Source organism: Bacillus coreaensis, from assembly GCF_050586445.1.
GTDB classification, from domain to species: Bacteria; Bacillota; Bacilli; order Bacillales; family Cytobacillaceae; genus Robertmurraya_A; species Robertmurraya_A coreaensis.
The window spans coordinates 66,722-81,018 of sequence record NZ_JBOCCY010000011.1 but is presented as its reverse complement, the minus strand read 5'-3'; the positions used below and the strand labels follow the sequence as shown (position 1 = coordinate 81,018).

The following is a 14,297-nucleotide window of genomic DNA, read 5'->3' as shown; positions in this document are numbered from 1 at the left end:
GGTAGTGGACAAATTCGTTTATGATAGTTGGGAGAGAAACTATGAAAAAGCTTGATGTTCTAACACCTATCGGATTATCGATAGGTGTAATTATGCTGTTATTTGGAATTGTATACAACGGGGGAATAAGCGGACTATTGTCATTTGTTGACCCTGCATCATTGCTTATTGTTATAGGGGGACTACTTTCAGGCTTACTTGTCAGCTTTTCTTTAAAAGATATAAAGCAGATGATCAAAGTTATGAGACAGTCTTTTTCTTCTGACGAAAGGAAGCTTCAAGATTTGATTGATACCTTTGTCCATTTATCGGGCAAAGCGAGAAGAGAAGGTCTCCTTTCACTTGAAATGGAGATTGACCAAGTAGAAGATCGATTTTTACGAAAAGGAATGTTATTAGCTATTGATGGAACGGATCCTGATGTTATTCAAGATATTCTATTTGCTGAAATTTCTGCGATGGAAGACCGGCATAGAAAGGGAAGGGCAATTCTCGAAAAGGCTGGTGATTATGCTCCAGCTTGGGGGATGATTGGGACATTAATTGGGCTTGTTCTCATGCTTAAAAATTTAAATGACCCATCTACACTTGGACCTAATATGGCTATCGCTTTATTAACAACATTATATGGATCCTTGCTTGCGAACCTTGTCTTTATCCCTATAGCAGCAAAGCTAGAGTTGAAGACAGAAAATGAAGCTTTTATCAAACAGGTCATTGTTGAAGGGGTGATCGGTGTCCAATCAGGGCAAAATCCGAAACTTCTTCAAGAGAAGCTAAGTGCATTTCTGTCTGAAGAAGAACGTGAAGCCAAGGAAAAAGAGTTAAATAGCGAGGCTTTAGATGATGAAAATTACTAAAAAACAGCGGCAGTCTCATAAAGGGGCACCACGTTGGATGGTAACTTTTTCTGATTTAATAACGCTTGTACTTGTATTTTTTATTCTCTTATTTTCTATGTCGCAAATCGATCTGATTAAGTTCCAAGCACTGGCTGACTCGATGAGAGATAAGCAATTCCTAGATTTTTATCCTTCAATTGTACCTCTCGAAGGGGAAGGTGAGACGGAGCAAGAAGAGAATAATGACTCTGCTCAAAGTTTAGATGATCTTTTGGAGGAGGTTCAATCCTATTTAGATAATAACGGATTAAACAACGTTATCGTTGCCAATCGAACAGAGCGTGGCGTTGTATTAGTACTTCAAGAACAAGCATTGTTTCAGTCAGGAGAAGCAGAAATTCTAAATGAATCAAATGCCTTTTTGGACAAAGTGGGAGCATTGCTTGTAGAGATGCCGAATCTAGTAAAGGTTGAAGGACATACAGATAATCGACCAATTACAACTGAGCGTTATCCATCCAATTGGGAGCTTTCTGCAGCTAGAGCAGGGTCAGTCATCAGATATTTAATTGAAAACTTTCAGCTTGACTCAACCAGATTTATTGCTGTTGGATACGGTGAAACGAGGCCGATTGTTCCAAACAACAGTGAGGAAAATTGGCAAAAAAATCGAAGGGTTGAGATTGTCATCTCTGATCCAAAATACCATGCAAATGAAATAGCTGATAAATGAGGAAAAAGGCTGAAAAATTTCAGCCTTTTTCAATACTCTTTTTATGGTTACGAATGGGAAATAATGCTTTTTCGACTGTTTGTGAATTTTTTTCAGTAATTTCATCTTTCCGAGGGATAGGTGGATATAAATCGCTTGGGTCATCCCATTGTTTGGGTAGAGGGACAGAGGCTTTTGACTGCCAAGCTTGAATCCACTCAACAGGTAATGGATGCTTTAAAAGTTCTAAGTTATTGGTCATTTCAAGCCAGAGTAATGACCAAGCCCTAGGAACAACTCTCCAAATATCATATCCCCCACCACCAACAGCTATCCATCTACCTTCACAATACTGATGGGCAATACGATGCGCAAGTTTAGGGATTTCACGATAAATGTTCATGGTAGCTGATAAATGGGTTAAAGGGTCCAAGTAATGAGAATCAGCGCCATTCTGGGTTACGATCACATCTGGTTTGAAAAAAGCTGCAACTTCTGTTAAAGAGGTGGTATACGCTTCAAGCCATGATTCATCTTCCGTAAAGGCATCAACAGGGATGTTGAAGGAAAAACCATAGCCTTTACCCTGCCCTCTTTCATTCACATTCCCAGTACCAGGAAATAAATACCTCCCTGTTTCATGTATGGATAATGTACAAACATCGGGATCATCATAAAAGGACCATTGTACCCCATCACCATGGTGAGCATCTGTGTCCACATAAAGAACTCTTGCATGGTATTTTTCTTGAAGATACTTTATAGCTACGGAACTATCATTATAAACACAAAAGCCAGAAGCCTTTCCTTTAAAACCGTGATGCAAACCACCACCAAGGTTCAGGGCATGTTTGGCTTTCCCTGTCATAACATAGTCAACGGCGGTTAATGTTCCCCCAACTAGCCAAGAACTCGCATCATGCATATCGGGGAAGATTGGAGTATCATCTGTTCCAAGTCCATAATTTTCTGCCTTTTCGGCAGAGAGTTGACCGAGACCAGCTAGCTTTACCGCATTAATATAACTAGGATCATGAATAAGCTGTAACTCTTCATCGCTAGCTTTTCTAGGTTGAATCATTTGATGATCAGATAGGGCATTCAATTGTTTTAATAAATCTAAAGTAATTTTTAGGCGAAGTTGATTAAAAGGATGATTGGAGTTGAATTTGTACTTCAGTTGTTCTTCAGAAAAGATAAAAACAGAATCATGAATCATGTCGTAATCCCTGGCAGATTGGGCCATAGGACCGTATATCCTGCTTTTTTTAATTCGTTAATGAGAGTGACGGGATTCATCGTTTGTACTCTCAATACTAGAATTTTATAGTTTTCATCCTTTTTGTCTGGATAGACAAGCACGCTAAGTAAATTGGCTTTTCGCTTACTAATTACTGAAGTAACTTCACAAAGCATTCCAGCTCGATTAGGCACTTTTACTTCTATTTGAGAACCAGGCTGATGGGCTCCAGTTAATTGTACTAACGTATGTAATAGATCCGTTTCCGTTACGATTCCAACAAGTTTTTGATCTTTTATGATGGGGACACAGCTTATATGATGTTCATAAAAAACAGCTGAAATTTCTTCTACAAAATCTAAAGGATGTCCAGTAATTAGATTGGTTCTCATAATTTCATTTACTGGTTTTTGTAGCACATCACTGTGTTCTGACGCATAAAAAATGGACGGCGTTGCATCCTTAATATCACGGTCCGTCACTAATCCGATGATCTGATTGCTTTTATCTACTACTGGAAGATGTCTAATCCGCTTTGTTTTCATCATTTGAATGGCGTCTGCTATCGTGCTGTCAGAGGTTAAAGTTGAGACGTCAGATTTCATAATCTCTTCGACTATCATACTATTTCTCCCCTTCTATAAATACATCACTCTTAGAGAATAATAAAGAGTTAGTACATGAAACGATTCATAAATCTTAATCGATCAAACTTTTCAATCGATTCATTGGGAACACGTTTTCCAATCTTAGCCATAAGACAGTTAGCTGGATGAGAGCTAATTTCAGGGTCATCAGTAGCAAAATATTCTAAACCGCCGGCATTCATCATTTTTTCCATGATTTTACGATACTCCCATACATTCAAGCCAGTACCTTTCAAATCCCAGTGCCAGTAATATTCTGTTGTAATAGTAATGAAATCTTCCATTGCATCATCCATCATGGAGACGATAAGTAAGTTTTTCCCTAAACTACAGCCTCGGTATTTTGGAATAACTTCAATGGCACCTAATTCAATTAGGTCTTCCATTTTCCCTTCAGACCAGCGTTCGAGAGGATCTGGATATAAATAAGTAACATAACCAACAATTGTATGCCGGTCCCTCGCTACAATAATCCTTCCCTCTGGCAGGGCTGCAATTTCAATTAGTGCTTGATGCTGTTGCGCTGGGGGGCGAAAAGCAACTAAGTCATGATGAAATTCATAACCTGATAAGGCTTCAGAAGAAATAGGGCCTTCAATAATTAAATCACCATGAGGCGTTTTTAATTTTTTTGCATTATATATTTTAATATGTTCCATCTATACACCACCCAATGAAAATCATACCTTTTGTAATCCATATTATACATGAAAATCACTGAATTTAAGCGCTTTCACAAAATTTTCTGTTAAATTTAAATAGATTTTGTGACATAAATATTTTCCTAAACAAATATTTTAAAAATTGAGAAAAAGATTTTTCTGTTATATAATAACAGTAAGCATGAACAAAGGGGGATACGGTTTGATGAAAGTGGAAGCGCTATCAGTAGTTAATGGTGTATTTAATCTAGGAAACTACGATCAAATGTACAAGCAATTCGACTGGCGTGAAGTGGAAAAGGAATTTTCATGGTCTGAAACAGGTCGAGTAAATCTTGCGTATGAAGCGATTGACCGACATGCAGAATCCTACCGTAAAAACAAGGTTGCTCTTTACTATCGAGATGCAGATCGTAATGAAAAGTATACGTTTAAAGAAATGAAGCAATTCTCAAACAAAGCTGGTAATGCATTAAAATCATTTGGAGATGTGGAAAAAGGGGACCGTGTCTTCATTTTTATGCCAAGATCACCAGAATTGTATTTTGCTGTTTTAGGAGCAATTAAACTAGGAGCGATTGTTGGACCATTATTCGAAGCATTTATGGAAGGTGCTGTTCGGGATCGTTTGGAAGACAGTGAGGCAAAGGTTCTAGTGACAACACCGGAACTTCTTGAGAGAGTCCCAGTCGATGAACTTCCTGCACTAAAAACGATTTTCTTGGTGGGAGAGAATATTAAAGAGGAAGGAAAGTTTATTGATTTTAAAAAGAGATTCGAAGAGTCAAGCAGCAAGCTAGATATTGAATGGGTAGACCGAAGAGATGGACTCATTCTCCACTATACATCAGGATCAACAGGGAAACCCAAAGGTGTCCTGCATGTACATAATGCAATGATTCAACACTATCAAACGGCAAAATGGGTATTAGACCTTAAGGATGACGATGTGTACTGGTGTACGGCTGATCCAGGTTGGGTAACTGGAACTTCCTATGGAATTTTTGGTCCATGGCTTACAGGGACATCTAATGTGGTTGTAGGTGGCCGTTTTAATCCGGAAACATGGTATAAGATGATTGAAGAATATGGCGTTAGTGTTTGGTATAGTGCTCCAACTGCCTTTAGAATGCTGATGGGTGCGGGAGATGAAGTGGTGAAGCGCTTTGACCTAAGTAGCTTAAGGCATATTTTAAGTGTGGGTGAGCCTTTAAATCCAGAGGTCGTTCGTTGGGGAATGAAAGTATTCCAACTTAGAATTCATGATACATGGTGGATGACTGAGACGGGTGCTCAGTTAATTTGTAATTATCCTTGTATGGAAATCAAGCCAGGCTCTATGGGAAAACCAATCCCAGGAGTAAAAGCAGCAATCGTTGATGACCAAGGAAATGAATTACCTCCATATAGAATGGGCAACTTAGCCATTCAAAAAGGCTGGCCATCCATGATGCATACCATTTGGAAAAATGAGCAGAAATACGAGTCGTATTTTATGCCGGGTGGTTGGTATGTGTCTGGTGACTCTGCATATATGGATGAAGACGGTTATTTCTGGTTCCAAGGAAGAATTGATGATGTAATTATGACATCTGGTGAACGTGTTGGACCCTTCGAAGTGGAAAGTAAACTGGTTGAACATCCAGCAGTCGCTGAAGCAGGTGTCATAGGGAAGCCAGATCCAGTTAGAGGGGAAATCATTAAAGCATTTGTTGCTTTAAGAGATGGATACGAAGTAACAGAAGAGTTAAAGGAGGATATCCGTCAATTTGTGAAAAAAGGGTTAGCAGCTCATGCTGCACCTCGTGAAATTGAATTCCGTGATAAACTTCCGAAAACAAGAAGTGGTAAAATTATGCGACGCGTCTTAAAAGCGTGGGAGTTAGATTTACCAACAGGTGATCTTTCTACAATGGAAGATTAAGAAAAAAGCAATCCTCTTTTTCATAGAGGATTGCTTTTTTTGTTATCCGTTTGAACCATTTCCACCGTTATTACCAGGATTTGTCCCGTTACCATTTCCGTTACCATTTTCTGAACCGGTTTCACCACCTGTACCAGGGTCTGTTCCGGTACCAGGGTCTGTTCCAGTCCCTGGATCTGTTACTGGTGGTTCAGCCGGCTTTTCCTCTTCTTTTGGCCCGATTAATGCCTCATTCGAAGGTGCTGATTCTTGTCCAGCAATGTCAACTGCTGTTACATAGTATTTTCCGTTTCCACCACTAAATGAAAGTGAAGAGCCGGTCTTAATACTAGCAACTTTATTTCCATTCAAATACACACGATATCCAACAATATCATTTTCAGGGTGAGAACCCCAAGTAATTTGATTGCCATTAACACCTATTGATAAAGGAGATGGTGCCTTTCCGTTATCTGTAAGTTTATCATCCGGAAGAAGAATGTTTGCCCAATTGCTATTGTTCTTTTTCGGAATCAGGTTTTGAACTCCTGTCTTAATTCCAAAGAGTTTTTCAATATAATCAGGGTTTAATATCATTCCTGTTTCAGCAAACTCAGCTGGTGTTGAATCTAGGGCTAAATACTTTTTATCTCCAATGGTGACATATTTTCCTTGGGCTAAGCTGTCATCAACCGTCGTCGGAACGTATTTCGCATTAAATAAGTCGGTTTGAACTAGGCCAGCCTTTGAACATGCATCTGAAGGGAGCAATCCGGAAATACCACAGAATGAACGCCTCACAATTCCACCAGGCATGTTAAAGCTTTCAGCAGGGTCAATTAAAGCTGGATTTACATCATAAGCTGCATTCATGAGATCAGCCCATAAATAATTATTTCGTAAGCTATAATTGAGACCAGATGATTTTAGAGATTTTGGCGTATCATACCCGTTCCAAATACCAAAGGAAACATTTGGATTTACCGCCACGAACCAAGCATCGTGGAAATCTGTTCCTGTACCAGTTTTCCCAGCCCAATCTGATGAAAACTTTAGTCTACTTTTAACGGAAGTAGCTGTCCCCGAATTAATTACATCACGCATCATATCGATTGTGAGGTAAGCGGTTTGTGGACTAAATACTTCTATTGGTTTTACTTCATGCTGGTAAAGAATATTTCCATCATTATCAACGATTTTTTCAATCATATATGCATCGATAAATTGTCCACTATTTGCAAAAGTACCGAATGCATTTGTGTTTTCTTCAACGGTTACTCCGTTATCTAATGAACCAATAGCTGTTGATAATTGTTCATAATCCCCAGGAGTTAAAGATGAGAATCCCATCTTTTTTAAGTATTCTGCTGGCCTTTGACTAATAATATCTTTGTAAAGTTTAACAGCAGGTACGTTAAATGATTTAGCTAACGCATATCTAGCTGTAACTAGTCCACTATAAGTCTTGGTGTAGTTAGTTGGCCAAGGACGATTAATGCCTGGTGCTAAACGTAACGGTACATCAGGTAAAATACTTCCTGGTGAAGCCTTTCCAAGCTCAAAAGCTGGAGCGTAAACAAGCAGTGGCTTCATTGTTGACCCGTTTTGACGAATGGCATTCGTAGCATGATTCAGCTGCGAGTCTTCAGAATACTCTCTACCACCTACGAAACTTAAGATCTTACCGGTTTTGTTTTCAATAAGAATCGCACCTACTTGGACAGGTTCCATAATGGTCACTTCTTCCCCTGTTTCAGGGTCTATCACCGTTTCTGACTTGTCCGGCCCATAGTTTTGATACTCATTTTTCACCTTATCCATTGCGTCGTAAATGTTCTTATCAATCGTGGAGTGAATTTCATACCCGTTACGACGAATATCTCTGTCTGCTAAAGTTTGATATTCTTCAAACAAAGCATTGTCATTTTGTAAGTCTTCTTCTGTATAACCATCTTTTTCAGCAAGAATTTTCGCTAGTATGTCTACGGCTCTTTTTTCGATTTCAAAAGTAACCCAAGGGTATTGTTCAATTGAGCTTGTCCCAGCAGGGATAAAATCCTTTGTTACATCATACGCTAATGCCTCGTCGTATTGATCTTTTGTAATCGAGTTATTTTCGTACATTCTTTGCAATACCGTCTTCATTCTTGTTAACCCTGGCTCAAGGTTCTTTTTTAGTTCGCCTTTATTGGTAAAGGGAGTATAGCCGAAAGGACTTTGCGGCAAACCAGCAATAAAGGCTGCCTGTGGGAGTGATAATTCCTTTGCACTAATACCGAAAAGGCCCTTTGCAGCAGATTGGACCCCTGCAATATTTCTTCCAGAGGAATTTCTACCAAAGGTCGATACATTTAAATACGCTTCCAAAATTTCTTTTTTGTCAAAAAACTTTTCGAGACGTAGAGCAAGTAGAATTTCTTTCGCTTTACGTTCAAAAGAAATTTCATTTGTAAGGATTTGATTCTTAATAAGCTGTTGTGTTAACGTACTTCCACCAGACTGGACAGAGGAGTTTGTTACCTCTTGGAAAAGTGCGCGTAGAATTGCCTTAGGAACGACTCCGTCATGCTCATAAAAGTATTCGTCCTCAGTAGCAACGACCGCTTTTAAAAGGTAGTCGGACACTTCCTCTAATTTTACTTCTTCTCTCTCCAAATCCGTTCGAAGCTTTCCGAGGTATACATCATTTGCAAAATAAAGATTTGATGTTTCTTCATAGTTGTATATATCTTTCTTCATACTTTCGTAAGATCGGATAGGTTCGTTTTTTGTCAATGATGCGAAGTAGCCCGCTCCAACACCACCTGCAAACGCCCCACCAAGTAGAATAATAATAAGTAATATTAAGGTCAGGTTCCAAACTACTTGATAGGTAATGCTCGCACCTTTTACTGTTTTTTTATTTGTAAAAAGTTGAAGCAATGTCCTCAGTTTTTCTTTCCAATTACGTTCTTCATTCATTGGCAACATTCCCCCTAAAATCAAGTTATATTATAACATAAAAAGGCTATCAAAAAGGGGAATCCTGTCGTTTTATGAGAAATTACCTAAAATTGGATTGACAATAAAGGTTCCTTTATGTTAAAAATGCTAATAACACCTAAATATTTTGCCTTGACGGGAAATTAGTAGTTGTTCTATCTCTGTTAAAGAAAGCTGACGGTTGATGCGAGTCAGTACATGTAGAATATCGAATTACCTCCCTGAGCATTTACTGTGAACCTGTATTTAAAGTCAGTTATAGCAGTAAACGGTTAGTCCGTTATCTTTTTAAGTGGAGGAGCTTGCTGTTCCTCAAGTTGGGTGGTACCGCGATTATATAAGTCGTCCCTTCGAATCTTTGATTCGGAGGGGCTTTTTTTATTTTTTCACAATTAAGGAGGATCTTTCTATGGATTTAATACAGGACTTACAATGGCGAGGAATCGTCTACCAGCAAACAGACGAAGAAGGTATAAAAGAAGTTTTAGATAAAGAGAAAATTTCGTTGTACTGTGGTGTGGATCCAACAGCTGACAGCATGCATATTGGCCATTTGTTACCTTTTTTAACATTAAGACGTTTTCAACAAGCAGGACATCGACCTATCGTATTAGTTGGTGGAGCCACAGGTCTAATTGGTGATCCGAGTGGAAAAAGCGAAGAGCGAAAACTGCAAACACTTGAACAAGTTCAGGTGAATGTAGAGGGAATCAAGGGTCAGTTGAATCGACTGTTTAACTTTGAGGGTGAGAACGGGGCAGTTATGGTAAATAACTACGATTGGGCTGGATCCATGGATATCGTTACGTTTTTACGTGATTTTGGAAAGCATGTGGGAGTCAATTACATGTTGGCGAAGGATACCATTTCCTCACGTTTAGAAACGGGAATTTCTTTCACTGAATTTACGTACACCATTTTACAAGCAATGGATTTCTACTACCTGCATAAAAACCACGAGTGTAGAATGCAAATTGGTGGAAGCGACCAATGGGGGAATATCACAACTGGGCTTGAGTTAATCAGAAAGATGTCACCAGAAGGTTCAAAAGCTTTTGGTTTAACGATTCCTCTAGTGACAAAAGCTGACGGAACGAAATTCGGGAAAACGGAAGGTGGAGCCGTTTGGTTAGATCCAGAAAAAACGTCACCTTACGAGTTTTACCAGTTCTGGATTAACACGAGTGATGCAGACGTTGTGAAATACTTAAAGTTCTTTACATTCTTATCTAAAGAAGAAATTGAAGAACTTGAAAATGCCGTTCAAGAAGAACCACATCTTCGTAAGGCACAAAAAGCTTTAGGTGAAGAAATGACTCGTTTGATTCATGGTGAAGAGGCATTACAACAAGCCATTCGAATTTCCGCCGCTTTATTTAGTGGTGATATTCAAAGCTTAACAGGAAGCGAAATTAAACAAGGCTTCAAGGATGTACCTTCATTTACTTACGAGCAAGGCAGCAGCCTGAACATCGTTGAATTACTTGTAAATGCGGGAATTGTACAGTCGAAGCGTCAAGCACGTGAAGACGTAACAAATGGTGCGATTTCTGTAAATGGAGTCCGTGTGAATGAGCTCGAATACACATTAGACGAAAAAGACCGCATTGACGGAGAATTTACAGTTATTCGACGTGGCAAGAAGAAGTACTTTTTGATTAAATACTAATGAATGTTGGGACCGCTGATTAAGCGGTCTTTATTTAGGTTGTAATAAAATAGACAATCATGTAGGTGGGAGGCAATAAAAACAATTATATAATTAAAGAAACGAAAGGATGTGGACAATGATATACAAATCCCGAAGTGAATCAGCAGAGTTGTTGATACTTGGCTCCTTAAACAAACGAATGAGTTTAACGGAAAAAGACAAACAACATTATTTGGTCTTAAGAAAAGGATACGAGGGGGAGGTACTCTTTGATTCAATGACAGAAAAGCTTGAGTGTCAGTGTTTGATTTTGAACGATTTATTACTAAGAATTAATCACACCGTCTTTCAAATTGACGCACTGATGATTACTTCTGACACCGTTCATATTTTTGAGGTCAAGAATTTTGAAGGAGATTATTCTTATGAAGACGACAAATTGTAACTTACAAACAAAAAGGAAGTGACCAATCCTCTTCTTCCCCAATTAAGTAGAAGTGAAACTTTATTACGACAGTTATTTCTCCACCTCGGCTACCATTCTCCAATAAACGGAAAGGTCATTTTTATTAACCCAGAATTCTCTTTGTATCAAGCTCCTCTTGGAAAACCCCTTATTCTCCCAACTCAAGTTAAACGATTCCTAAATAGAGTAAACAACACTCCATCCAAATTAAACGGAAAGCACAAGGTATTAGCAGAAAAGTTAAAATCGCTTCATCTAACTGAATCTCCCTATCAGCAATTGCCGAGCTATAGTTATGATGAGGTTCGGAAGGGAATTATTTGTGAAAAATGTCATTCTTTTTCTGTTTCAGTAAGAGGGAGGAGTTGTATATGTCATGAATGTGGTTATGAAGAAAATCTATCGTTAGCGATATTACGAAGTGTGAAAGAGTATAAGCTACTATTTCCGAATAGGAAAGTCAGTACTAACGAAATATATTTATGGTGTAACGAAGTTATATCAAAGCAGAGGGTTAGAAGATACCTTGAAAAAAACTTCAAAATAGTTGGAATACACCAATGGGCTTATTACGAGTAGTGAATCGATTTGTAAAAATCAAGAAATAATGATTTTTTTGTTACGAAGATCAATAGGTTAGAGAAATACTATGATAATGAATTTTGATTCTTTGTATAAGGTATAAGATTACATCATTTGGGTGGTATTTCATCAACCAAATATACTTATTTCGGAGATGAACTTCATTTCTGTACCGTTTCTCCATCCCAATGATCTTCATTGCCGTGATGAACTTCATTTCTGTGGCATTTCTCCATCCCAATGATCTTCATTGCCGAGATGAACTTCATTTCTGTGGCATTTCTCCATCCCAATGATCTTCATTGCCGTGATGAACTTCATTCCTGTGGCATTTCTCCATCCCAATGATCTTCATTTCTGTGGCGTTTCTCCATACAAATGATCCTCATTGCCATGCTGTATATGGTAAAACCCTTTTAAACTAATAATAGGGAATTTTTTGAAACCTTTTCCTGCAACTTTCGTATTACTTATTAACTACATACGAAAGGAGATTTCAGTTTTATAAAAGAGGTGATATAAATGGAGCTATTTGGTTATCCAATCCAGACGATTTATTTAACAACACTGATTGTTTCGGGTGCGTTTACGGTGCTGTACATTTTCTTTGGGGATATTGCAGAAGCTGCACTTGATTTTTTGACAACACTTATTCTTGCGTTTCTCACCTTTTTATCAGCTTCAGGTTATTTATTAGAGTTAATAACTTCGTTAAATAGTTTGGTGATTCTTTTTATCTCCATTGTCATTGCTTTTATATTAGATATTCTCTTAAATATCTTTGTGCTTGTTCCATTGTCTTCTGCGGAGGAATCGCTAGTGTATACTTCAGATTCATTAAAAGGGAGAGTAGGAACGGTACTTATTCCCATTCCGCAAGACGGATTTGGTGAGGTTGTGATAAAAAGCAGCAGTGGGACGATTTCGAAACCAGCGGTGAGCTTTGAGAATGAAGTGATTGCTGAAGGACAAAAGGTGTTGGTGATTGATGTGAAGGATGGAGTTTTGCATGTTGCACATTACGAGAAAACAGAAAAGCTATTTTTTACTTAAGGAGAGATGTCTATGTTACCCATTTTTATCGTAGGGGGCATTGTTGCCTTTTTACTAATTGCACTTATTGCTGTATTCATTACAAAATATCGTACGGCTGGACCTGATGAAGCCCTAATCGTTACAGGAAGTTATTTAGGTAATAAAAATGTACACGTGGATGAGTCAGGAAATCGTATTAAAATTATACGAGGTGGCGGGGCATTTATTTTCCCAGTATTCCAACAAGCAGAACCATTGAGCTTGCTTTCTAGCAAACTTGAAGTAACGACACCTGAAGTGTATACCGAGCAGGGCGTTCCTGTTATGGCTGATGGGGTTGCGATTATTAAGATTGGGGGATCCATCGAGGAAATCGCGACAGCAGCAGAACAGTTTTTAGGAAAAGCGAAGGAAGACCGAGAAAACGAAGCGAAGGAAGTCTTAGAAGGACATTTACGTTCAATTCTCGGCTCAATGACCGTGGAGGAAATCTACAAGAACCGTGATAAGTTTTCCCAAGAAGTACAGAGAGTGGCTTCACAAGACTTAGCAAAAATGGGACTTGTCATCGTATCCTTTACAATCAAGGATGTTAGAGACAAAAATGGATACTTGGATTCATTAGGTAAGCCAAGAATTGCCCAGGTAAAAAGAGATGCAGACATTGCGACTGCTGAGGCAGAAAAAGAAACCCGAATTAAGCGGGCAGAAGCAGCAAAAGACGCACAGAAGGCAGAACTTGAAAGAGCCACAGAAATTGCTGAGGCTGAAAAAGTGAATCAAATGAAAATTGCTGAGTATCGTCGGGAACAGGATATTGCGAAAGCACGAGCTGACCAAGCGTATGATCTTGAAACGGCAAGAGCCAAGCAGGAAGTTACAGAGCATGAAATGCAAATCAAAATCATCGAGCGTCAAAAGCAAATTGAATTAGAAGAGAAAGAAATTCAGCGTAGAGAAAGACAATATGATTCTGAAGTGAAGAAAAAAGCGGATGCCGATCGTTATGCGGTTGAACAAGCGGCGGCTGCTGATAAGGCAAAACAGCTTGCCGAAGCGGATGCGAATAAATACCGCATCGAGGCGATGGCAAAAGCGGATGCTGAAAAGGTACGTTTAGATGGACTTGCTAAAGCAGAGTCAGAGCGAGCGCAAGGGGAAGCGGAAGCTGAGATTATTCGCTTGAAAGGTTTGGCTGAGGCAGAAGCGAAGCGCAAGATTGCAGAGGCATTTGATATGTACGGTCAAGCAGCTGTTATGGATATGATCGTAAGGATGCTTCCGGAATACGCGAAGGAAATTGCAAGCCCACTATCTAATATAGATAAAATCACCGTTGTTGATACAGGTGGTGGTGAAGGTGGCGGAGCGAATAAAGTGACAGGTTATGCAACCAACTTGATGTCTTCTTTACAGGAAACATTAAAAGCTTCATCAGGAATTGATGTGAAAAATCTGCTAGAGACTTTTGCTGGTAAAGGGAATGTAAGACAAAGTATTGATCAGTTAGCAGAGGATTTAAAAGAAAGTAAAGCAGAATAATAAAAAAAGATCCAGCGAACATTCGCTGGATCT

At 38.9% G+C, this 14,297-nt stretch carries 11 protein-coding genes and 1 other annotated feature; of the genes, 7 read left to right on the top strand and 4 right to left on the bottom strand.

Going from position 1 to position 14,297, the window contains the following annotated elements:
* The first annotated feature begins 41 nt into the window (after positions 1-41).
* Both motP and motS read left to right on the top strand, forming a co-directional pair.
* Positions 42-860, top strand: coding sequence for a flagellar motor protein MotP (gene motP / locus ACQ5H4_RS16380; RefSeq protein ID WP_430776070.1), 819 nt, complete (start codon positions 42-44; stop codon positions 858-860).
* Complete coding sequence (gene motS / locus ACQ5H4_RS16375; RefSeq protein ID WP_430776130.1) at positions 847-1,575, top strand: flagellar motor protein MotS; 729 nt, start codon at positions 847-849, stop codon at positions 1,573-1,575. Before motP ends, motS begins: the two co-directional genes overlap by 14 nt.
* A gap of 19 nt (positions 1,576-1,594) precedes the next feature.
* Here the strand turns inward: motS and ACQ5H4_RS16370 are convergent, their stop codons facing one another.
* Genes ACQ5H4_RS16370 through ACQ5H4_RS16360 form a run of 3 tightly spaced genes read right to left on the bottom strand, consistent with a single transcriptional unit; the run spans position 1,595 to position 4,100 of the window.
* Positions 1,595-2,773 (bottom strand): acetoin utilization protein AcuC, encoded by a 1,179-nt coding sequence (locus ACQ5H4_RS16370; protein WP_430776129.1) that lies wholly within the window; start codon positions 2,771-2,773, stop codon positions 1,595-1,597.
* Positions 2,770-3,417 carry an acetoin utilization AcuB family protein gene (locus ACQ5H4_RS16365; RefSeq protein WP_430776069.1) on the bottom strand — a complete coding sequence of 216 codons (648 nt, stop codon included), beginning with the start codon at positions 3,415-3,417 and terminating at the stop codon, positions 2,770-2,772. The genes ACQ5H4_RS16370 and ACQ5H4_RS16365 overlap by 4 nt, the downstream gene beginning before the upstream one ends.
* Positions 3,418-3,467: 50 nt before the next feature.
* Positions 3,468-4,100 carry a GNAT family N-acetyltransferase gene (locus tag ACQ5H4_RS16360; protein ID WP_430776068.1) on the bottom strand — a complete coding sequence of 211 codons (633 nt, stop codon included), beginning with the start codon at positions 4,098-4,100 and terminating at the stop codon, positions 3,468-3,470.
* Between the two features lie 208 nt (positions 4,101-4,308).
* Here ACQ5H4_RS16360 and acsA point away from each other — a divergent pair, with 208 nt between their 5' ends.
* A complete protein-coding gene (gene acsA, locus ACQ5H4_RS16355) occupies positions 4,309-6,027 on the top strand; it encodes an acetate--CoA ligase (protein WP_430776128.1) in 1,719 nt (572 codons plus the stop codon).
* Between the two features lie 42 nt (positions 6,028-6,069).
* Here the strand turns inward: acsA and ACQ5H4_RS16350 are convergent, their stop codons facing one another.
* Positions 6,070-8,967, bottom strand: coding sequence for a transglycosylase domain-containing protein (locus tag ACQ5H4_RS16350; RefSeq protein ID WP_430776067.1), 2,898 nt, complete (start codon positions 8,965-8,967; stop codon positions 6,070-6,072).
* Between the two features lie 144 nt (positions 8,968-9,111).
* Positions 9,112-9,341: a binding site (T-box leader), on the top strand.
* A gap of 56 nt (positions 9,342-9,397) precedes the next feature.
* Between ACQ5H4_RS16350 and tyrS the strand changes: the two genes are divergently transcribed.
* From tyrS to floT, 4 genes are all read left to right on the top strand, one after another.
* Complete coding sequence (gene tyrS / locus ACQ5H4_RS16345; RefSeq protein WP_430776066.1) at positions 9,398-10,657, top strand: tyrosine--tRNA ligase; 1,260 nt, start codon at positions 9,398-9,400, stop codon at positions 10,655-10,657.
* A gap of 118 nt (positions 10,658-10,775) precedes the next feature.
* Positions 10,776-11,084: a nuclease-related domain-containing protein gene (locus ACQ5H4_RS16340; RefSeq protein WP_430776065.1), complete on the top strand. Its 309-nt coding sequence runs from the start codon at positions 10,776-10,778 to the stop codon at positions 11,082-11,084.
* Positions 11,085-12,209: 1,125 nt separating this feature from the next.
* Positions 12,210-12,740, top strand: a complete 531-nt coding sequence (locus tag ACQ5H4_RS16335) for an NfeD family protein (protein WP_430776064.1) — start codon at positions 12,210-12,212, stop codon at positions 12,738-12,740.
* Positions 12,741-12,752: 12 nt separating this feature from the next.
* Positions 12,753-14,264: a flotillin lipid rafts scaffold protein FloT gene (floT, locus tag ACQ5H4_RS16330; RefSeq protein ID WP_430776063.1), complete on the top strand. Its 1,512-nt coding sequence runs from the start codon at positions 12,753-12,755 to the stop codon at positions 14,262-14,264.
* Positions 14,265-14,297: the final 33 nt, after the last annotated feature.

What these genes read in the sequence shown, in the direction of transcription:
- motP (WP_430776070.1), top strand. Translation starts at nt 42, where the DNA reads ATGAAAAAGCTTGATGTTCTAACACCTATCGGATTATCGATAGGTGTA.
- motS (WP_430776130.1), top strand. Translation starts at nt 847, where the DNA reads ATGAAAATTACTAAAAAACAGCGGCAGTCTCATAAAGGGGCACCACGT.
- ACQ5H4_RS16370 (WP_430776129.1), bottom strand. Translation starts at nt 2,773, where the DNA reads ATGATTCATGATTCTGTTTTTATCTTTTCTGAAGAACAACTGAAGTAC.
- ACQ5H4_RS16365 (WP_430776069.1), bottom strand. Translation starts at nt 3,417, where the DNA reads ATGATAGTCGAAGAGATTATGAAATCTGACGTCTCAACTTTAACCTCT.
- ACQ5H4_RS16360 (WP_430776068.1), bottom strand. Translation starts at nt 4,100, where the DNA reads ATGGAACATATTAAAATATATAATGCAAAAAAATTAAAAACGCCTCAT.
- acsA (WP_430776128.1), top strand. Translation starts at nt 4,309, where the DNA reads ATGAAAGTGGAAGCGCTATCAGTAGTTAATGGTGTATTTAATCTAGGA.
- ACQ5H4_RS16350 (WP_430776067.1), bottom strand. Translation starts at nt 8,967, where the DNA reads ATGAATGAAGAACGTAATTGGAAAGAAAAACTGAGGACATTGCTTCAA.
- tyrS (WP_430776066.1), top strand. Translation starts at nt 9,398, where the DNA reads ATGGATTTAATACAGGACTTACAATGGCGAGGAATCGTCTACCAGCAA.
- ACQ5H4_RS16340 (WP_430776065.1), top strand. Translation starts at nt 10,776, where the DNA reads ATGATATACAAATCCCGAAGTGAATCAGCAGAGTTGTTGATACTTGGC.
- ACQ5H4_RS16335 (WP_430776064.1), top strand. Translation starts at nt 12,210, where the DNA reads ATGGAGCTATTTGGTTATCCAATCCAGACGATTTATTTAACAACACTG.
- floT (WP_430776063.1), top strand. Translation starts at nt 12,753, where the DNA reads ATGTTACCCATTTTTATCGTAGGGGGCATTGTTGCCTTTTTACTAATT.